This window comes from Rathayibacter sp. AY2B3 (genome assembly GCF_002931755.1).
Lineage (GTDB): Bacteria > Actinomycetota > Actinomycetes > Actinomycetales > Microbacteriaceae > Rathayibacter.
This window is the reverse complement of the sequence record NZ_PSUG01000011.1, coordinates 18,722-38,062: the sequence shown is the minus strand read 5'-3', so window position 1 is coordinate 38,062 and position 19,341 is coordinate 18,722. Positions and strand designations below refer to the sequence as shown.

Genomic DNA, 19,341 nt, shown 5'->3' with positions numbered 1-19,341 from the left:
TCGAGGCGGCGGCTCCGATCCGCAGGGGCTTGTGCGCTCCGCGGACGTCCAGCACCGCGCGGAGGCAGCGCCCGCCGGAGCGGCGGGTCAGCGGAGGATCGCCACCTCGTCGACGGTGTCGACCCTCGCGGCGGCGCGGACCTCGTCCGCCCGCCCCTCGGCGGCGAGCAGACGGCCGGACTCGGACGCGGTGAGCAGGTGCGCGCACGCCCGGCGCAGGCCCTCGTAGGACGCGCAGGCCACCGCGGCCTCGGGCGAGACGTGATCGATGCCCAGCCCGATGAGCGCGTCGACGACGGCGCCGGCGGCCAGCTGGTCCTCCATCGCGAACCGCACCGCTCCGCTCTCGTCGACGTCGCCCAGGGCGATCACGTTGACGCTGGTGCGCCCGCCGTTCTCGTGCTGGCGCTCCAGGATCCAGCGGGCGACGGCCGAGCGGTCGGCCAGGCCCGAGCGGACGACGCGGCCCTCCACCGCCCCGAGGTCCGGGCCCTCGCCTCCGGGCAGGGCGTCGACGAGCACCGTGACGTGGGCGGGGGCGAGCACGCGGAGGGCGCGGGCGCCCCACTCGAAGCGGATCTGATAGGTCGACTGGTCGACGGAGGCGGCGGGAGCGGTCACCCTGACACGCTAGCGAGCCCTGACGCGCATACACGTCCGGGGCTCCGCGCGCACCCGGTTCCCGCGCAGGGGCGGGCGGAGGAGGATGTCCCTCGTGAAGGTGATGCTCAAGCACGTGCTCGACACCGACGCCGACTCCGCCTGGCGCGCCCTGCAGAGTCCGGCCGTGTTCCGGGAGGTGATGTCCCCGCTCCTGACCGCCGCGTCGCTGGACGAGGGCGGCTTCCGCCCGACCTGGGGGCTGGGCTCCCACGAGGTCGCGATGGACGCCCTCGGGATCGTGCCGATGGGAGCGCAGGAGATCGACCTCTCCTACCGCCGCGTCCCCTCGATGCCCGATGTGCGGATCCTGCGCGACAGCGGCGGGCCGCTCACCGGCTCCCTCCGCCTGATCACCGCATGGGACCACCGCATGGCCGTGGCCCCGCTCCCCGACGGGCGCACGCTCTTCCGCGACCGCCTCGAGTTCTCGGCGGGCCTCGCCTCGGCCGCACTCTGGCCGTCGATGTGGGCGTTCTGGCAGTGGCGCGGCATCCGCATCCGCTCCCTCGCCCCGACCTGGCGCCACGATCTCGGCGCCGACACCCGCCCGCGCGGGGAGTCCGCCGCATGAGCCCCGACGGCGTCGCCGAGGAGGAGACCGAGCTGTCGCGCTCGGAGCTCCTGCGGCTGCAGTGGCCCTCCGCCGAGGAGGAGGAGCAGGACGACGACGACGCCGTCTCGCCCCGCCGCCGCCTCACGACCGCGGTCGAGGTGTCGGACTGGCGCCGCCACGTCCAGGCCCTCTACGCGGAGGTGCGTCGGCTCTCGAACGTGGACCTTCTCGCCGCGCACGCGTCCTGGATCCGCGGGCGCAACGCGCTCTTCGCGCAGCACCCCTTCACTCCGCTCCTGCCGGCCGATCGCGCGCACTTCCGCTCGCTGCCCATCGCGCCCTACGACGCGGCCTGGCGCTTCGAGCTCGAGGTGGCTCCCGCCGAGGAGGCGCGGCGGATGGACGTGGAGACCGGCACCGACGGCACCGTCCCCTTCGAGCTGATCGGCACGGTCGAGGTGCCCGACGCCGGCAGCCTCGACGTCTGGCGGCTCGCCTCCTACGGCGGGGGCCTGTTCCTGCCGGTCAAGGACGCCCTCGCGGGGACCCCCGGCGGCACCTACGGCGGCGGCCGCTACCTCCTGGACACCGTGAAGGGCGCCGACCTCGGCCCGGGCTCCGCCCCGGGGACGCTGGTGCTCGACTTCAACTTCGCCTACAACCCCTCCTGCGCCTACGACCCCGCCTGGGCCTGCCCGCTCGCCCAGGCGGGCAACCGGCTGGCGGTCGAGGTGCCGGTCGGCGAGCGCTACCGGGGCTGACGCCGACCCTGGACGTTCTCGGAGGGTCGGCCGATAGCCTCCGGGCGGCGCCGTCCCGCGCCGGAAAGCAGGAAAGCCGCATGCCCCGTCCCGTCCTCCTCGTCACCGGAACCTCCACCGGCATCGGCCGCGCCACCGCGATCGAGGCCGCACGCGCAGGCTGGCGGGTGGTCGCCACGGTGCGGGATCCGGAGCGGGCGGAGGGCCTGCGCGCCGCCGCCGCCGAGGCCCGCGTCGAGCTCGACCTGCGGGCGCTCGACGTGACCGACGCGGACTCCGTCGCCGGGTGCCTCCGCGCCGTGGAGGAGGAGCTCGGTGGTCTCGACGCCCTCGTGAACAACGCCGGAGCCGGCCATCTCGGCACCCTCGAGCTGGAGGATCCGGAGGAGCTGCGCCGCGTGATGGAGGTCAACTTCTTCGGCACCGTCGCGGTCACCCGCGCCGCGCTGCCGATGCTGCGCTCGTCCCGCGGCCGCATCGTCACCGTCTCGAGCGTCGGCGGCGCGATCGGGCAGCCCTTCAACGAGGACTACTGCGCGGCGAAGTTCGCGGTCGAGGGGTTCTTCGAGGCGCTCGCCCCGGTCGCCGCCTCCGTCGGCGTCCACGTGTCGCTGATCGAGCCGGGAGCGGTCCGCAGCAGCTTCGTCGAGAACGTCGGCATCGACGCGGCGGCGATGCTCGCGCAGGCCGGCCCCTACGCGCCGGCGCTCGGCGCCTATCTCGACCGCGCCGCGTCGTCCTTCTCCTCGACCCACGCGCAGGACCCGTCCGACGTCGCCGCCGTCATCCTGAAGACGCTGCGCGACCCGGAGCCGGCCTTCCGCATGCAGACCTCGGACTGGGCGGGCGACTTCGTCGGGACCAAGCTGAGCGACCTCGACGGCTCCCGCGTGCAGGCCGCGATGCGCGGATGGATCGGCATCCACTAGAGTAGGAGGGTGCGAGCGCAGCGACTGCGCTCCCCCGCGTCGTAGAACGCCCCTTGTCCCCTAGGACTCTGACCGTCGAGGATCCGTCCCGACCATCTGGCGCACGTGCATGAGGCTCCCGGCCGCGCGCACCGAATCGTACGGCGAACGGATGTGACCACCGTCACCTTCGCCCGAACGCCGATCACCCGCGCCCCCGGCCACCGCCTGCGCGTCCTCGATCGGCATGATGCCCCCGAAAGGCACCACTCCATGTCGAACACCCCCCTCTCCTTCAGCGCCCTCGGCGTGCCGGCCCCCCTCGTGGCCGCGCTCACCGCGAGCGGCATCACCGAGCCCTTCCCGATCCAGGTCGACACCCTGCCCGACACGCTCGGCGGACGCGACGTCCTCGGCCGCGGCAAGACCGGCTCCGGCAAGACCCTCGCCTTCTCCATCCCGATGATCGCCCGCCTCGGCGGCTCCCTCGCCGGCGGACGCCGCCGCCCCGGCCGCCCGCTCGGACTCGTCCTCGCGCCGACCCGCGAGCTCGCCACGCAGATCACCGCCGCGATGCAGCCCCTCGCCGACGCCTACGGCATCGTCACCACCACGATCTTCGGAGGCGTCTCGCAGCAGCGCCAGGTCGCGGCGCTCAAGCAGGGCGTCGACATCGTCGTGGCCTGCCCGGGCCGCCTCGAGGACCTGATGAAGCAGGGCTTCGTGAACCTCGACGCCGTCGAGATCACCGTGCTCGACGAGGCCGACCACATGGCCGACCTCGGCTTCCTGCCGGTCGTCACGCGCATCCTCGACAAGACCCCCCGCGGCGGGCAGCGCCTGCTGTTCTCCGCGACGCTCGACAACGGCGTGGACAAGCTGGTCAAGAAGTACCTCCAGAACGAGGTGCTCCACTCGGTCGACGAGGCCAACTCGCCCGTCGCGCTGATGACCCACCACGTGTTCGAGGTCGACGGCCTCGACGCCAAGAACGCGCTCGTGAAGACGCTCGCGTCCGGCACCGGCCGCCGCATCCTCTTCATGCGCACCAAGCACCACGCGAAGAAGCTCGCCAAGCAGCTCACCGGCCAGGGCATACCCGCGGTCGACCTGCACGGCAACCTCTCGCAGGTCGCCCGCGACCGCAACCTCGCCGCGTTCGGCGCCGGCACCGTCAAGGTCCTCGTCGCCACCGACGTCGCCGCCCGCGGCGTGCACGTCGACGACGTCGAGCTCGTCATCCACGTCGACCCGCCGATGGAGCACAAGGCGTACCTGCACCGCTCGGGCCGCACCGCCCGCGCCGGCAGCGAGGGAGACGTCGTCACCGTCGTCCTGCCCACGCAGCGCAGCGACGTGAAGACCCTCCTGCGCAAGGCCGCGATCCAGGTTGCGCCCCAGCAGGTGACGGCCGACTCGGCCGCCGTCGCGAAGCTCGTCGGCGACGTCGCTCCGTTCGTCACCCCCAGCGCGGTCGTCGAGCCCGCCCGCGGCCAGTCGCAGGGCGGACGCTCGCAGGGCGCCAACGCGCAGCGCAAGCGCGCGGCCCGCACCGAGGGCACCGCCGCACCCCGCGGCGGACGCTCGACGGGCGCCGCGACCGGCGGAGGCGACCGCCCCCGCCGCGACCGCACCGCCGCCGAGGGACCCGCCCGCGGCGGCGCCCGCGGAGGCCGCAGCCGCTCGGCCGCCGGCGCCCCCTCGACCTCGGGCGGATCGCGCTCGTTCTACAGCACCGCGACCGGTGGCGCGTCCTCGGCCGCACCCGCTCGCGAGTCCGCCGGCGGCGGCGCCCGCCGCGGCGGCCGCCGCGCGCAGGGCTGAGCCGTTCTGTGCGCCGCGGAGCGGCGCACCGCGGTCGGCTTCAAGCACGGTTGCGATGCGCAGAGCGGGTCGCGAACGGCTAGGCCGATCCGCTGACACGCGGATCGACCGTTCGCCTGTGCCTTCGAGTGCGCCGCGGAGCGGCGCACCGCGGTCGGCTTCAAGCACGGTTGCGACGCGCAGAGCGTGTCGCGAACGGCTAGGCCGATCCGCTGACACGCGGATCGACCGTTCGCCTGTGCCTTCGAGTGCGCCGCAGAGCGGCGCACCGCGGTCGGCCGGCAGGACGGTCGCGATCCGCAGAGCGAGTCACGACCGGCTAGGCCGATCCGCTCGCACGCGGATCGACCGTTCGCCTCGCGGGGAGCGGCTGGTCCGGGGGCCGGGCGATCGGTGATCGCGGGACAGCGCGCGTCCTGGTGAGGACGACAGAATCACGGAGGGCCGGAGCCCGCGACCACAGGTCGCAGGCTCCGGCCCTTCGTCGTTCTCGCTTAACAACTCAGGGCGGAGTCCCGCGCAGGGAGGTCCGGAAGTCCTCACCGCGTCGCGAGTCGGCGATCCCCTTCGCTGCGCCGTCGCCGGTCAGCGCCGCCACCTCTCCACGCCCCATCGCAGGAGGCCGAGTGGGACACCGGGTCCACGAGCCGAACGGCGGATTCGCGTGCCAGCGAATCCGTCTAGGCGAACGCCCGACGCTCCATCCGCCCGGCCGTCCCTGAGAGCCGACCGCGGCGCGCCGCCACGCGGCGCGCAAGAAGACCGCTCCGCGCCGCTAGGACAGCCGGCCCACGGAGGCCAAGGCGGCGCGGAGCAGCGCGCCCCGCCCGCCCTCCATCTCGGCCGAGATCGCGTCGGAGCAGGCCTCGTCGGGCGTCATCCAGGTGAGCTCGAGCGCGTCCTGGCGGGGGTCGCAGGTGCCGGTGACGGGGACCACGTAGGCGAGCGAGACCGCGTGCTGGCGGTCGTCCGTGAACGGTCCCATACCGGGCATGGGGAAGTACTCGGCGACGTGGAAGGGGAGCGGGCTCGCCGGGAGGAGGGGGAAGGCCATGGGGCCGAGGTCCTTCTCGAGGTGGCGGAACAGCGCGTCGCGCAGCGTCTCGCCGTACATCACCCGGCCGGAGACGATCGTGCGGGTGATCTGGCCGGAGGAGGTCGCGCGCAGGAGCACGCCGACCTCGGTGACCTGCCCGAGCCCGTCGACGCGGACGGGCACGGCCTCCACGTACAGCAGCGGGAGCCGCCGGCGGATCTCGGCGAGTTCGTCGTCGGACAGCCACCCGGAGTTCGGGTCAGGGGTGCGCACGCTCATGCAGCCATTCTCACCCTTCGCGGCTGGTGTTCCGACCGGCGGCGGCGATCCCGCGCTCAGGGGGATGATGGTGCGATGGGAATCGACGCGAACGCGGTGCTGTGGTCCTCCTCCGAGCGCGACCGCGTCGGCAGGCCCCTCCTGGTGCTGCTGCACGGCTACGGCTCGCACGAGGGGGACCTGTTCTCGCTCGGCGCCTACCTGCCGCTGGAGCCGGTCCTCGCGTCCCTGCGGGCTCCGCTCGCTCTGAACGGCGGGGCGAACGCGTGGTGGCCCCTCCGAGTGCCGCTGGTGCCGGACGAGCCGCGGGCCGATCCCGAGGCCGTCGAGGCGGCGGCGGCGGGGGTGATCGAGTGGCTGGACGCTCTGGGGCACCCGGGTCCGGTCGGCCTGCTGGGCTTCTCCCAGGGCGCAGCTCTGGCGGTGCAGCTGCTGCGGCGCGCGCCGGGCCGCTTCGCCTTCGCGGTCGCCCTGTCCGGATTCGTGGTCCCGCTCGCCGAGGGCGACGACGCGGACGAGCGGCTCGCCCGCGAGCGTCCTCCAGTGTTCTGGGGCCGCGGGACGCTCGACACGGTGATCCCGGAGGAGCTCGTGCGGGACGCGGCGGACTGGTTCCCGGAGCACACGGCGCTCGACGCGCGGGTCTACGAGGGCGTCGCCCACGGAGTCGGGCAGGCCGAGCTCGCCGACATCGGCACGTTCGTGCGTCTCGGCTTCGCCTGACGGACGGGCTCCCCCGAGTCAAGGGCTCGCCTCCGGGCGGCGGCCCCGGCAATGTCGGAGGTGGCAGGGAGGATGAGTGCATGCCGGACGTCCTCGAGCGCTTCTCCCCCGCCACGCGCGCGTGGTTCGAGGGCGCGTTCCCGGCGCCGACCGCCGCCCAGGAAGGCGCCTGGTCCGCCATCTCCAGCGGAGCGCACGCCCTGGTGGTCGCTCCCACCGGCTCCGGCAAGACGCTCTCGGCCTTCCTTTGGGCGATCGACCGGCTCGTGCAGGGCCCGCCGCCGGAGGATCCGCAGCACCGCACTCGCGTGCTCTACGTCTCGCCGCTGAAAGCTCTCGGCGTCGACGTCGAGCGCAACCTCCGCTCGCCGCTCGTCGGCGTCACGCAGACGGCGCTGCGGCTCAGCGCCGAGGGGATCGGCAGCGCGCCGGCCACGGTCACCGTCGGGGTGCGGTCGGGAGACACGCCCGCCGCCGAGCGGCGCGTTCTTCAGAAGACGCCGCCGGACATCCTGATCACGACCCCCGAGTCCCTCTACCTCATGCTCACCTCGGCGGCGCGCGAGTCGCTCCGCGGCGTCGAGACGGTCATCGTCGACGAGGTCCACGCGGTCGCGTCGACCAAGCGCGGGGCGCACCTCGCCGTCTCCCTCGAGCGGCTCGACGCCCTGCTCCCGAAGCCGGTGCAGCGCATCGGCCTCTCGGCGACGGTGCGCCCGCGCGAGGAGGTGGCCCGGTTCCTCGCCGGCCGCTCCCCCGTCGCGATCGTGGCTCCGGCGTCCGAGAAGCAGTGGGACCTCAGCGTCGTCGTCCCGGTCGAGGACATGTCCGAACTGGGGACGGCGGCTCCGCAGGACGGATCGACGATGGGGGCCACCGGTCCGCAGAGCGGGTCGATCTGGCCGCACGTCGAGGAGTCGATCGTCGACCGGGTCCTCGCGCACACCTCCTCGATCGTCTTCGCGAACTCCCGCCGCCTCGCCGAGCGGCTGACCGCTCGGCTCAACGAGATCTACGCGGAGCGCCGCGAGCTCGCCGCCGAGCGCGCACGCGAGGCGGGCGAGCCCGTCGCGGTCGGGGCCCTGCTCGCCGAGGCCTCGTCCTCCTCCGTCCGCCGCTCCCCCGCCGAGGCGATGGGAGCGGCCGGAGGGACGAGCGGCACCGGGCAGTCCGCGCCCGACGAGGAGCCGCTGCTCGCCCGCGCCCACCACGGCTCGGTGAGCAAGGAGCAGCGCGCGATCATCGAGGACGACCTGAAGTCCGGCCGCCTGCGCTGCGTGGTCGCGACCTCGAGCCTCGAGCTCGGGATCGACATGGGCGCGGTCGACCTCGTCGTCCAGGTCGAGACGCCGCCCTCGGTCGCGAGCGCCCTGCAGCGCGTGGGCCGCGCCGGCCACCAGGTCGGCGAGGTCTCGCGCGGGTCCTTCTACCCCAAGCACCGGGCCGACCTGCTCCACTCCGCTGTGACGACGGAGCGGATGCGCTCGGGCCTGATCGAGGCGATCGCCGTCCCCGCGAACCCGCTCGACATCCTCGCCCAGCAGACCGTCGCCGCGACGGCCCTCGAGAGCCTCGACGTGGACGACTGGTTCGACACCGTCCGCCGCAGCGCCCCCTTCGTGTCCCTGCCCCGCTCCGCCTACGAGGCGACCCTCGACCTGCTCTCGGGCCGCTACCCCTCCGACCGGTTCGCGGAGCTGCGGCCGCGCCTCGTCTGGGACCGCGACGCGAACACGCTCACCGGTCGGCCCGGCGCTCAGCGCCTCGCCGTCACCAGCGGCGGCACCATCCCCGACCGGGGGCTCTTCGGCGTGTTCATGGTCGGCGAGCCGGGCTCGACCGGCAACCGCGTCGGCGAGCTCGACGAGGAGATGGTCTACGAGTCCCGCGTCGGCGACGTCTTCGCGCTCGGAGCCACGAGCTGGCGCATCCAGGAGATCACCTACGACCGCGTGATCGTGACGCCCGCGTTCGGCGAGCCGGGGCGCCTGCCGTTCTGGAAGGGCGACTCGCAGGGACGCCCCGCCGAGCTCGGCGAGGCGATCGGGGCATTCACCCGCGAGGTGGGCGCCGCCGCTCCCGAGACGGCCCGCGAGCGCTGCACGGCGGCCGGGCTCGACGTGTACGCGACCAACAACCTCCTCTCGTTCCTCGACGAGCAGCGCCTGGCCACCGGGCAGATCCCCGACGACCGCACCCTCGTGCTCGAGCGCTTCCGCGACGAGCTGGGCGACTGGCGGCTGGTGCTGCACTCCCCGTACGGGATGCAGGTGCACTCGCCCTGGGCGCTCGCCATCGGCGCCCGCGTCCGCGAGCGGCACGGCATCGACGGAGCGGCGATGGCCGGCGACGACGGCATCGTCGTGCGGATCCCCGACACCGAGTCGGAGCCGCCGGGCTCCGAGCTGTTCCTGTTCGAGCGCGAGGAGCTGGAGCAGCTGGTCACGAGCGAGGTCGGCGGCTCCGCCCTCTTCGCCGCCCGGTTCCGCGAGTGCGCGGCGCGTGCGCTCCTGCTCCCGAGGTACAACCCGGGCAAGCGCTCCCCGCTCTGGCAGCAGCGGCAGCGGGCGGCGCAGCTGCTCGACGTCGCCCGCACCTACCCGACCTTCCCGATCATCCTCGAGACCGTCCGCGAGTGCCTCCAGGACGTCTACGACCTGCCCGCGCTGCTCCGGCTGGCCGCGCGGCTGGACGGACGCGAGCTGCGGATCCTCGAGGTCGAGACGCCGACGGCCAGTCCGTTCGCGCGGTCCATGCTCTTCGGCTACGTCGCGGCCTTCATGTACGAGGGCGACAGCCCGCTCGCCGAGCGCCGCGCCGCCGCGCTCTCGGTCGATGCGACGCTCCTCGGCGAGCTGCTCGGCCGGGCGGAGCTGCGCGAGCTGCTCGACCCGGCGGTCCTCGCGCAGATCGAGCGCGAGTTGCAGCGCGTGGAGCCGGAGCGCCGCCTCCGCGGCCTCGAGGGCGCCGCCGACCTGCTCCGGCTGCTCGGGCCGCTGACGCTGGACGAGCTCGGTGAGCGCCTGGTCGACGAGTCGGTCGCCTCGGCGGACGTCGCGAAGGCGCCCGCGATCGAGCGCCCGGTGCTCGAGGCCGACGTGGCCGCGCTCGTGAAGGCCAAGCGCGTCCTGCCCGTCGGTCTCGGCGGCGAGCAGCGGTACGCCGCGATGGAGGACGCCTCCCGGCTCCGCGACGCCCTCGGCGTGCCCCTGCCGATCGGCGTCCCCGTCGCCTTCATCGACCCGGTCCGCGATCCGCTCGGCGACCTCGTCGCCCGCTACGCGCGCACCCACGGCCCCTTCACCGCCGCCGCCGTCGCCACTCGCCTGGGCCTCGGAGTCGCGGTCGTCACCGACACCCTGCGGCGCCTCGCGGGCGAGCGCCGCGTCTCGGAGGGCGAGTTCCGTCCCACCGGCACCGGGACGGAGTGGTGCGACGCCGAGGTGCTGCGCCGCCTGCGCAGCCGCTCGCTCGCCGCGCTCCGCAAGGAGGTCGAGCCGGTCGACGCGGCCGCGTACGCCCGCTTCCTCCCCGCCTGGCAGCACGTCGGCGGCTCGCTCCGCGGCATCGACGGCGTCGCCTCCGTGATCGACCAGCTGGCCGGCGCGCCCATCCCCGCGTCCGCCTGGGAGTCGCTGATCCTGCCCGCGCGGGTGCGCGACTACTCCCCGGCGATGCTCGACGAGCTCACCGCGACCGGCGAGGTCCTCTGGGCCGGCGCGGGCACCCTCCCCGGCAACGACGGCTGGGTGAGCCTCCACCTCGCCGACACGGCCGGGCTGACCCTCCCCGTCCCCGCCGCCGAGTCCATGACGCTGACCGAGCTCCAGCAGGAGATCGTCGGCGTGCTCGGATCGGGCGGCGGCTACTTCTTCCGTCAGCTCTCCGACGCGGTCGGATCCACCGACGACGCCGGCCTCGTCGAGGCCCTGTGGGAGCTGGTCTGGGCGGGACTCGTCACGAACGACACCCTGGCGCCGCTGCGCACCCTCGTCGGCTCGACCGGCGGCGCGCACCGCCAGCCGCGCGCCCCCGCCCGCGCTCGCGCACCCCGGGGCCGGATGACCGCCCGTCCCACGATGGCCACCCGCGTCGGGCCCCCGACCGCCGGCGGCCGCTGGTCGATCGTGCCGCTCGCGGAGTCCGACGCGACGATCCGCGGGCACGCGCTCGGCGAGACGCTGCTCGAGCGGTACGGGATCGTCACCCGCGGCTCCGTGCAGGCCGAGGGCGTCCTCGGCGGCTTCGCCCTCGCCTACAAGGTGCTGAGCGGCTTCGAGCAGCAGGGCCGCGCCCGGAGGGGCTACTTCATCGAGAAGCTGGGAGCAGCGCAGTTCGGCACGGCCGGCAGCGTCGACCGGCTCCGCACGTTCGCCCCGCAGGACGAGGCGCAGGAGCGCTCGCGGCCGGTGCTCGCCCTCGCGGCGACCGACCCCGCGAATCCGTTCGGCGCCGCTCTACCGTGGCCGCAGGGCGAGGGGCACCGCCCCGGTCGGAAGGCCGGCGCGCTGGTCGCGGTCGTCGACGGAGCGCTCGCGGTCTACCTCGAGCGCGGCGGCAAGACGGCCCTCACCTTCACCGCCGACGAGGCGGCCCTCGCCGACGCGGCCGGCGCCCTCTCGCAGCTGGTCCGCTCCCGCGGGGTCGAGAAGCTGACCGTCGAGAAGATCGACGGCGTCTTCGCGCTCGGCACCCCCTTCGGCGATGCGCTCGTCGCCGCCGGATTCGTCGCCAATCCGCGCGGCCTGAGGATGCGCTCGTGAGCGCCGGAGGGAGCCCGCGTGCCCGAGGGTGACACCGTCTATCGATCCGCCCACAATCTCGCCGAGGCGCTCGACGGCGAGGTCCTGACCCGCTGCGACGTGCGCGTGCCGAAGTACGCGACGGTCGACCTCACCGGCGAGACGGTCGACGAGGTCGTCCCCCGCGGCAAGCACCTGCTGATGCGGGTCGGCGACGCGCTGATCCACTCCCACCTCAAGATGGAGGGGAGCTGGCATCTCTACGCCCGCGGCGAGGGCGAGCGGCCGAAGTGGCACCGGCCGGCGTTCCAGGCCCGGATCGTCCTCGAGACGGAGGACTGGCAGGCGGTCGGCTTCGAGCTCGGGCTCCTCGAGATCGTCCCTCGCTCGGCGGAGGAGGACGTGGTCGGCTACCTCGGCCCGGATCTGCTCGGCGCCGACTGGGATGCGGACGAGGCGCTGCGGCGCCTGTCCGCCGACCCGGAGCGGCCGATCGGGCTCGCGCTGCTCGACCAGCGGATCATGGCCGGGCTCGGCAACGTCTACCGCGCCGAGCTGTGCTTCCTGCGCGGCGTGCTGCCCACGCGACCGGTCGGTGGGAGCGGCGATCTCGTGCGCACCATCGCGCTCGCGAAGCGGCTCATCACCGTGAACCGCGAGCGGATCGAGCGCACCACGACCGGAAACCTGCGCCCGGGCCAGCAGCTCTGGGTCTACGGCCGCGACCGGAAGCCCTGCCGGCGCTGCGGCACTCCGATCGAGCGCGGCGAGCTCGGCGACGACGAGCTGCAGCTGCGGGTCACCTACTGGTGCCCGCACTGCCAGAGCTGAGGGACTACTCCTCGACCGCGGAGCGGCGCCCGGGGACGTGCTTCTCGTGGACGCCGACGTCCGTCAGGCGCTCGATGCGGTCGACGTGGCGGCCGGGCTCGCCGCCGTCCGCGGCGATCCAGCTGCCGACGAGGAGGAACCCGTCGCGCCCGCCCGCCGTCAGCGGGCCCGTGATCGTGAACGATCCGAGCGCCGGGGTCGAGAACGCCACGCGCACGGGATCCCCGTGCTCGAGCCCCTCGGCCGAGCGCTCCCCGCCGACCTCGTCGGCGTCCGGCGCCAGGGCGATGCTCTGGATCTCGGTCCCCGTGCCGAGGAAGACGTCCGCGACGACGAGCTCGCCGCCGACGGCCTGGCGGACGACCCCCTCGATCCCGTAGAGGCCGTAGCGCGGGGAGCGGACGAGGACGCGCACCGAGTCGCCGATCGCGACCTCGGCGAGAGCACCGCGGATCGAGGCGACGTCCCTCCGCGCGGGAGGGGCGGACAGGGCGTCGAGGATCGGGCTGGACATCCGATCAGGGTAGCCGCTCCGGGAGCGCACCCGCCCGGCGGATCGGCGGCGGCGCCTCCGGGATCGGCGTGCCGGCGAGGCGCGGGGAAACGGCGCCCGGCAACGGCGCCGGGGCCGACGCCGGGAACGCCCGCGGGAACGACGAAGGCCCCGCGTGAGCAGGGCCTTCGGGAGGTGCGGAGTCGGTGGGATTTGAACCCACGGAACCCAATAAAGGGTTCTCCACCTTAGCAGGGTGGTGCACTCGACCGGACTATGCGACGACTCCTGAGCGCCCGCTGGCGGACGCACGACGACCATCATAACCGCACGCGCGAGGGCCTCGCGACACGGGCGCCCGCCCCTCCGCAGGAGGGTGGGGCGCGCCGCCTACTGGTCCGACAGAGGCCGGCCGATCGTGCAGGTCTCCTGCTGCGCGGTCTGCCCGGAGACGTCGCTCGGGAGGGTGACCGGCCCGTCGGGCGCGCTCGTCGCGGGGGCGTCGGTCGCGGGGGCGTCGGTCGTGGGAGCGTCGGTGGCCGGCGCCTCCGTGGCCGCCGGAGCGCCCGTCGCTCCGGGATCCTCCCCCGTCGACTGCGAGCCGCCGCCGGTGGTGCCGCTCAGCGCGATCGGCTGGTCGGCGAGGAGCGCCGCGTTCAGCGCCGCCGCCGCGTCCTCGCTGGGGTACACGCCGTTGCCGTCGATGAAGGTCGGGTACTGCACGAAGACCACGTTCGCGAGGTCGACGTCCTTCACCGCGAGGCCGATCGAGACCAGGGTGTTCACGTTCTCGAGCGAGGTCGAGAGCTGCATGTTCGAGACGGCCGCCTTCGCGAGGCCGTAGAGGTTCACCGGGTTCGAGAGCGTCGACGCGCTCTTCACCTTGCGCACCAGCGACGAGAGGTACACCTGCTGGCTCGAGATGCGCGTGAGGTCGCTGCCGTCGCCGACACCGTGCCGGGTGCGGAGGAACGCCAGCGCCTCGGCGCCGACGAGCGTGTGCGTGCCCGCGTCGAGGTTCAGCCCGGTGTACTCGTCCTGGATCGGCGTGGCGACGCAGACGTCCACTCCGCCGACCGCGTTCGACATCTCGATGACGCCCTCGAACTGGATGAGCGCCGCGTAGGGGATCTCGAGCCCGGTCAGCTGCTCCACCGTCTGCACGGTGCACGCCAGTCCGCCGGCCTCGAGCGAGGTGTTGATCTTCGCCGAGTCCACCGCGTCCGAGACGGCGCCGGTGGCCGGGTCGGTGCAGGAGGGGATCGGGACGTAGAGGTCGCGGGGGAAGCTGACGACCTCCACGGTGGAGTGGTCGGCCGAGATGTGCATGAGCATTGTGACGTCGTTGAGGTTCTCGGCACGCTCGCCGTACGCTCCGGCGGCCGATCCGTCGGCGCTGTCGCTGCCGGCGAGCAGGATGTTGACGCCGCCCTCGATCGCCCCGATCTCGGGCACGTCGCCCCCGCCCGAGTCGATCCCGAGGTCGACGGAGGGGCGCGCGCTCCCGGCGATCATCGAGGCCGCGATCGCCACGATGCAGACCGCGCTGAGGACGCCGACGCCCACGCAGGCCGCGAGGATCCGCGCGGCGAAGCGCACGCCGCTCGGGCGGCGCAGTCGGCCGTGCCGTGCTGCTGTGGTCCGGGTGGACGCGCGTTCGCTCATCGGGTCGTACTCTCTCTCGGCTGCGGGACGCGTGTCGTCCCGGAGTCAGCGCGCGAGGTGGAGAGCACCCGTGGTGCCGCCCGCCCTCGGCTCAGCCGAAGAACCCGACCGAGCAGGTCTGCTGGTCGGCGCTCTGGCCGGTGACCGATTCTGGCAGGGCAACCTTGGATCCGTCCTCGGGAGTCGCTGCAGGAGTGCCGGGTGCCGCCTCGGACGTCGCGAGCGGATCCGCGGTCGCCGGGCCCGAGGGAGCGGCGGTGTCGGCCGGGGCCGCGGCCTCGCCCTCCACGGTCGCGCCGGCACCGGTGCCGCCGGTGATGGCGATCGGCTGATCGGTCTGCAGGGCGCTCGCCAGGACGTCGCCCGCGGCACGGTCCGGCTCCACTCCGCTCGGAGTCGCCCCGGTCGGGTACTGCGCGAAGACGACGTCCGCGAGGTCGACGTCCTTCAGCGCGAGCCCCATCTGGACCATCGTGTTCACGTTGTCGAGACCGGTCGAGAGCGTCATGTTGCCCAGCGCCGCCTTCGCGAGCCCGTAGAGCGCGACCGGGTTGAGGAGGGTGTCCGCGCTCTTGATCTGGCGCACGAGCGCCGAGAGGAAGACCTGCTGGTTGCTGATGCGGGTCAGGTCGCTGCCGTCGCCGATGCCGTGGCGGCTGCGGAGGAACTGGAGCGCCGCCATGCCCTCGAGCGAGTGCACGCCCGGCTCGAGGTAGGTGTTCGTGTAGGGGTCCGCGATCTCGGTCGCGACGCAGACGTCGACTCCGCCGACCGCGTTCGACATCTCGATCACGCCGTTGAACTGCACGACCGCGCCGTAGTCGACCCGGACGCCCATGAGGTCCTCGACGACCCCCGCGACGCAGCCGAGGCTGACGTCGCTGCCCATCGCCTCGTTGATCTTGGTGTCGTACCGGGCGGGGATCGTCTCGCCCGTGGCGGCGTTCACGCACTCCGGGATGTCGACGTACATGTCGCGGGGGAAGCTCACGACCGTGGCGTTGCTGTGGTCGGCCGAGACGTGCATCAGCATGTTGACGTCGTTGAGGACGCTCGTCTCCTCGTCGGGGTCGCCGTAGGCGTCGCCCTGGCCCTTCCGCGAGTCGCTGCCGACCACGAGGACGTTGAAGCCGCCCTCCAGCGCGCCGATCTCCGGGGCGCCTCCGGCCTCGACGCTGGAGCCGGCGGCGACCGGGTGCAGGTCGACCGAGGGCTGCACGGACTGGACGATCAGCGTCGCCGCGATCGCGACCACCGACACCGAGGCGACCACGCCGACACCGCCCACCAGGGCGGCTCCCTTCACCAGGGTCCGCGCGAGCGAGTGCCGCTTCTGGCGGCCGTGCCGCACGAAGGGGCGCGGCGTGCGCGGAGTGTCGCGAGTCTGTGTCGAAGGGCCCGTGCGGCGCATCCGTCTCCCGGTGTCGAGGCGTCAGTGGTGCGGAGGTGAGGGCCGGGCGTCGATCCCGGGCGTCGCGCAATCCTATACAGAGGGGTGGCGCGTTCCGAAGGAGAGCGGGCGGGCCTCCGTCGTCGCGCGCCAGGACGGGCGTCGGAAGACGCCATCGAGGGTCGGCCTGCAGAACCGGACGCTGTGGCGGAGGGCGTGGGATTCGAACCCACGAGACGTTTCCGCCCACCAGTTTTCAAGACTGGCTCCATCGGCCGCTCGGACAGCCCTCCTCGCCGCTCCCGGAGGAGCGACACCCGATAGTAACCGCCGAGCGCGCGGCGCCGGGGTCAGCGCAGGGCCGAGAGCGCGACCGCCACGCCGTCCTGGTGGACCGAGGGGATCACGGCGGAGGCCACGGCGCGCACCTCGTCCGGCGCCTGGCCCATGGCCAGCCCTGCGCCCTCGGCGGCGGCCCAGGTGAGCATCTCGATGTCGTTGCGGCCGTCGCCCAGCGCGACCACGTCGCTCCGCTCGATGCCCAGCTCCTCGCGGACGACCTCGAGCGCTGTGGACTTGTTGACGCCGTGAGGGGCGATGTCGAGCCAGGCGGTCCAGCCGATCGCGTAGCTGACCTGGTGCAGGCCCATCTCCTCGACCAGCGAGGTGAACTCCTCGATCCCGGTCTCGGGCGAGATCACGACGACGCGGGTGCACAGTCGGCCGAGCAGCTCCTCGAAGGGGACGTGGGTCGTCTCGGCGCCCATCACGGCACCGCCCGGGAAGGCCTCGGTGTAGAAGAAGGCGCCGTCCGCGTCCTCGACGGCGTAGTGCGCGTCGGGGAGGGAGCGGCGGATGGTCTCGAGGACCTCCGTCGGGTCGAAGGTCTCGACCGTCTCGGGGACGTAGGCGCCGGACACGTCGCGGCGGAGCGTGACCGCTCCGTTGCAGCAGATCACGTACTCGGGCGAGATCCCCAGCCGCTCGACGACGGGCAGCGTGGAGGAGGGCGAGCGCCCGGTGGCGAGCATCACCTCGTCGCCCTGGGCGGCCACGCGGGTGATCGCGTCCGTCACCGCGCGGGTGATGGTGCCGTCCTCGTGCATGACGGTGCCGTCGATGTCGAGGGCGACGAGGCGGCGGCCGGAGGCGCGGACCGCGCTCATGCGACGGGCTCGAGCACCTCGAGGCCGCCGAGGTGGGGCCGCAGCGCCTCGGGGACGAGCACCGAGCCGTCCGCCCGCTGGTGGGTCTCGAGGAGGGCGACGATCCAGCGGGTGGTCGCGAGCGTGCCGTTGAGAGTGGCGACCGGAGCGGTCCTCCCCGACTCGGTGCGGTAGCGGGTGTCGAGGCGGCGGGCCTGGAACGTGGTGCAGTTCGAGGTCGAGGTCAGCTCGCGGTAGGTCTCCTGCGTGGGGACCCAGGCCTCCACGTCGAACTTGCGCGCGGCGCTCTGGCCGAGGTCGCCGGCCGCCGTGTCGATGACGCGGTAGTGCAGGCCGAGGCTCTGCAGGACGTCCTCCTGGTACGAGAGCAGGCGCGCGTGCTCCGCCTCCGCCTCCTCGGGGAGGGTGTAGACGAACATCTCGAGCTTGCTGAACTGGTGCACGCGGATGATGCCGCGGGTGTCCCGTCCGCCCGAGCCGGCCTCGCGGCGGTAGCAGGTGCTCCAGCCCGCGTAGCGCTTCGCGCCGCCGGAGAGGTCGAGGATCTCGTCGGCGTGGTAGCCGGCGAGAGCGACCTCGCTGGTGCCGGTGAGGTAGAGGTCGTCGTCGCGGAGGCGGTACACCTCGTCGTCGTGCTCGCCGAGGAAGCCGGTGCCGTCCATGATCTCGGGGCGCACCAGGGTGGGCGTGATCAGCGGGGTGAAGCCGGCGGCGAGCGCCTTCTCGAGCCCCAGGTTCATCAGGGCGATCTCGAGGCGGGCGACCAGGCCCTTGAGGAAGTAGAAGCGCGCGCCGCTGACCTTCGCGCCGCGCTGCATGTCGATGCCGTCCAGCAGCTCGCCGAGCTCGAGGTGGTCGCGCGGGGCGAAGTCGAAGACGGGGCGCTCGCCGACCGTCTTGACGAGCTCGAACGACTCCTCGCCGCCCGCGGGGACGCCCTCGATGATCGGGTTCGCGATGCGCTTCACCAGCACGGTGAAGGCGTCGTCGGCCTCGGAGGCCTCCTGCTGGGCCTGCTTGGCGGCGGCGGCGAGGCGCTGGGCCTCGGCCACGAGGGCCGCCTTCTCGTCCTTGGGGGCCTTGGCGACGGTCCTGCCGAAGGCGTTCTGCTCGGCCCGCAGCCGCTCCGCCTCGGTGATCGCCGCACGGCGCACGCGGTCGGCCTCCAGCGCCTCGTCGACCAGCTCGACGGAGTCGCCGCGCGCCTCCTGCGAGCGCTTCAGGACGTCCGGGTTCTCGCGCAGAAGTACGGGATCAATCACCCCAGCAGTGTAGAGGAGGGCCGGGACGGGCCGCCGCCCGCGCGTACCCCCGGGGCCGGCTGAGCATCGGCCGCGAGGCGGCATCCGATCGCGGGGACGGCTGCGAATGTGAGAGGTCCCCCGAGAACGTCCCCCCGCGTTCGACATCCCTGCTCCCCTGAAGGCTCTCCCATGCACGTCACCCCCCTCATCGACGCGACCCCCGGCGTCGTCCTCGAGCGCGACGGCTCCGTCGCCCGGATCACCCTCAACCGCCCCGACGCCCTCAACGCGATCGACCTCGGCACCGCGCGACTGCTCCTGAGCACCGTCGCCGACCTCGACGCCGACTCCGGCTGCTCCGTCATCGTGATCACCGCCGCAGGCCGCGCGTTCTGCACGGGCGGCGACATCTCGGCGATCATGGGGTCCGAGCACCCGGACCACTACCTGCGCGACGTCGCGACCACGACCGCCCAGGTGATCCGCCTGCTCGAGGACAGCCGCGCCGTCGTCGTCTGCGCGATCGACGGCATGGTCGCCGGCGCCGGCATCGCCTTCGCTCTGGCCGCCGACATCGTGATCGCGACTCCCGCCGCCCTCTTCCTCAGCGCGTACGGCGACGTCGGGCTCGTCCCGGACGTCGGAGTCACCGCCGCGCTCCCCCGCGTCGTCGGCCGCCGCCGCGCCCTGGACTTCGTGCTGTCGGGCCGCCCGGTCCGCGCGGCCGAGGCGCTGGAGTGGCAGCTCGTGACCGAGGTCGTGCCGCGCGCCGACCTCGCCGGCCGCGTCGACGAGCGCGTGCGCGCCCTGGCGGCGAAGCCGGCGCACGTCGCGTCCGCCGCCCGCCGCCTCCTGCGCACCGACCCGCTCGACCGCGCCGAGCGCATCGTCGAGGAGACGGACACCCTGGTCGATCTCCTGGCGGTCCCGGCCACGCGCGCGCTCCTGGACGCCGAGCACGAGCGCCAGACCCGGCGCGCCGCTCGGGCGACCGCCTCGCTCTGACCCGGCGCGAGCGTCCGCGACGACGCTCCGGCTCCGGGCCGAGCGGACGTCCGGGCCG

Annotated in this window: 15 protein-coding genes and 2 tRNA genes; 8 read left to right on the top strand and 9 right to left on the bottom strand. The window is 73.8% G+C overall.

Annotation, left to right across the window (positions count from 1 at the left end; all coding sequences use genetic code 11):
- Window positions 1–87: 87 nt before the first annotated feature.
- Entirely contained in the window at window positions 88–621 is a 534-nt protein-coding gene (locus C5C24_RS05410) for a 2-phosphosulfolactate phosphatase (RefSeq protein ID WP_104304485.1), read from the bottom strand.
- An 85-nt stretch (window positions 622–706) separates the two neighbouring features.
- On the opposite strand from C5C24_RS05410, the gene C5C24_RS05405 reads away from it, so the two are divergent.
- The 4 genes from C5C24_RS05405 (at window position 707) to C5C24_RS05385 (ending at window position 4,709) form a co-directional block, all read left to right on the top strand.
- Entirely contained in the window at window positions 707–1,234 is a 528-nt protein-coding gene (locus C5C24_RS05405; RefSeq protein ID WP_258065059.1) for a hypothetical protein, read from the top strand.
- The gene (locus tag C5C24_RS05400; protein ID WP_104304484.1) at window positions 1,231–1,977 is read left to right on the top strand and encodes a DUF1684 domain-containing protein; all 747 of its coding nucleotides are present in this window, start codon (window positions 1,231–1,233) and stop codon (window positions 1,975–1,977) included. The genes C5C24_RS05405 and C5C24_RS05400 overlap by 4 nt, the downstream gene beginning before the upstream one ends.
- A gap of 80 nt (window positions 1,978–2,057) precedes the next feature.
- Entirely contained in the window at window positions 2,058–2,906 is an 849-nt protein-coding gene (locus C5C24_RS05395) for an SDR family oxidoreductase (RefSeq protein WP_104304483.1), read from the top strand.
- A gap of 252 nt (window positions 2,907–3,158) precedes the next feature.
- A complete protein-coding gene (locus tag C5C24_RS05385) occupies window positions 3,159–4,709 on the top strand; it encodes a DEAD/DEAH box helicase (RefSeq protein ID WP_104304481.1) in 1,551 nt (516 codons plus the stop codon).
- Window positions 4,710–5,484: 775 nt separating this feature from the next.
- On the opposite strand, the gene C5C24_RS05380 is transcribed toward C5C24_RS05385, so the two are convergent.
- Window positions 5,485–6,024: an NUDIX hydrolase family protein gene (locus C5C24_RS05380; protein WP_104276996.1), complete on the bottom strand. Its 540-nt coding sequence runs from the start codon at window positions 6,022–6,024 to the stop codon at window positions 5,485–5,487.
- Window positions 6,025–6,099: 75 nt separating this feature from the next.
- On the opposite strand from C5C24_RS05380, the gene C5C24_RS05375 reads away from it, so the two are divergent.
- The 3 genes from C5C24_RS05375 to C5C24_RS05365 all read left to right on the top strand — a co-directional run bounded on the left by C5C24_RS05375 (window position 6,100) and on the right by C5C24_RS05365 (window position 12,320).
- Window positions 6,100–6,747 (top strand): alpha/beta hydrolase, encoded by a 648-nt coding sequence (locus C5C24_RS05375; protein WP_104304480.1) that lies wholly within the window; start codon window positions 6,100–6,102, stop codon window positions 6,745–6,747.
- An 80-nt stretch (window positions 6,748–6,827) separates the two neighbouring features.
- Complete coding sequence (locus tag C5C24_RS05370) at window positions 6,828–11,510, top strand: ATP-dependent helicase (RefSeq protein WP_104304479.1); 4,683 nt, start codon at window positions 6,828–6,830, stop codon at window positions 11,508–11,510.
- 18 nt (window positions 11,511–11,528) lie between these two features.
- Complete coding sequence (locus C5C24_RS05365; RefSeq protein ID WP_104281720.1) at window positions 11,529–12,320, top strand: DNA-formamidopyrimidine glycosylase family protein; 792 nt, start codon at window positions 11,529–11,531, stop codon at window positions 12,318–12,320.
- A gap of 4 nt (window positions 12,321–12,324) precedes the next feature.
- On the opposite strand, the gene C5C24_RS05360 is transcribed toward C5C24_RS05365, so the two are convergent.
- The 7 genes from C5C24_RS05360 to serS all read right to left on the bottom strand — a co-directional run bounded on the left by C5C24_RS05360 (window position 12,325) and on the right by serS (window position 18,296).
- Window positions 12,325–12,834 carry a hypothetical protein gene (locus C5C24_RS05360; RefSeq protein WP_104281721.1) on the bottom strand — a complete coding sequence of 170 codons (510 nt, stop codon included), beginning with the start codon at window positions 12,832–12,834 and terminating at the stop codon, window positions 12,325–12,327.
- A gap of 177 nt (window positions 12,835–13,011) precedes the next feature.
- Window positions 13,012–13,102, bottom strand: a tRNA-Ser gene (locus C5C24_RS05355).
- A 101-nt stretch (window positions 13,103–13,203) separates the two neighbouring features.
- A complete protein-coding gene (locus C5C24_RS05350; RefSeq protein ID WP_104304478.1) occupies window positions 13,204–14,478 on the bottom strand; it encodes an LCP family protein in 1,275 nt (424 codons plus the stop codon).
- Window positions 14,479–14,569: 91 nt separating this feature from the next.
- The gene (locus tag C5C24_RS05345; protein ID WP_258065058.1) at window positions 14,570–15,784 is read right to left on the bottom strand and encodes an LCP family protein; all 1,215 of its coding nucleotides are present in this window, start codon (window positions 15,782–15,784) and stop codon (window positions 14,570–14,572) included.
- 289 nt (window positions 15,785–16,073) lie between these two features.
- Window positions 16,074–16,161, bottom strand: a tRNA-Ser gene (locus C5C24_RS05340).
- Between the two features lie 57 nt (window positions 16,162–16,218).
- Window positions 16,219–17,034, bottom strand: a complete 816-nt coding sequence (locus C5C24_RS05335) for an HAD family hydrolase (protein ID WP_104304477.1) — start codon at window positions 17,032–17,034, stop codon at window positions 16,219–16,221.
- Window positions 17,031–18,296: a serine--tRNA ligase gene (gene serS, locus C5C24_RS05330; protein ID WP_104281724.1), complete on the bottom strand. Its 1,266-nt coding sequence runs from the start codon at window positions 18,294–18,296 to the stop codon at window positions 17,031–17,033. The genes C5C24_RS05335 and serS overlap by 4 nt, the downstream gene beginning before the upstream one ends.
- A 171-nt stretch (window positions 18,297–18,467) precedes the next feature.
- On the opposite strand from serS, the gene C5C24_RS05325 reads away from it, so the two are divergent.
- The gene (locus tag C5C24_RS05325; protein WP_104304476.1) at window positions 18,468–19,283 is read left to right on the top strand and encodes an enoyl-CoA hydratase/isomerase family protein; all 816 of its coding nucleotides are present in this window, start codon (window positions 18,468–18,470) and stop codon (window positions 19,281–19,283) included.
- Window positions 19,284–19,341: the final 58 nt, after the last annotated feature.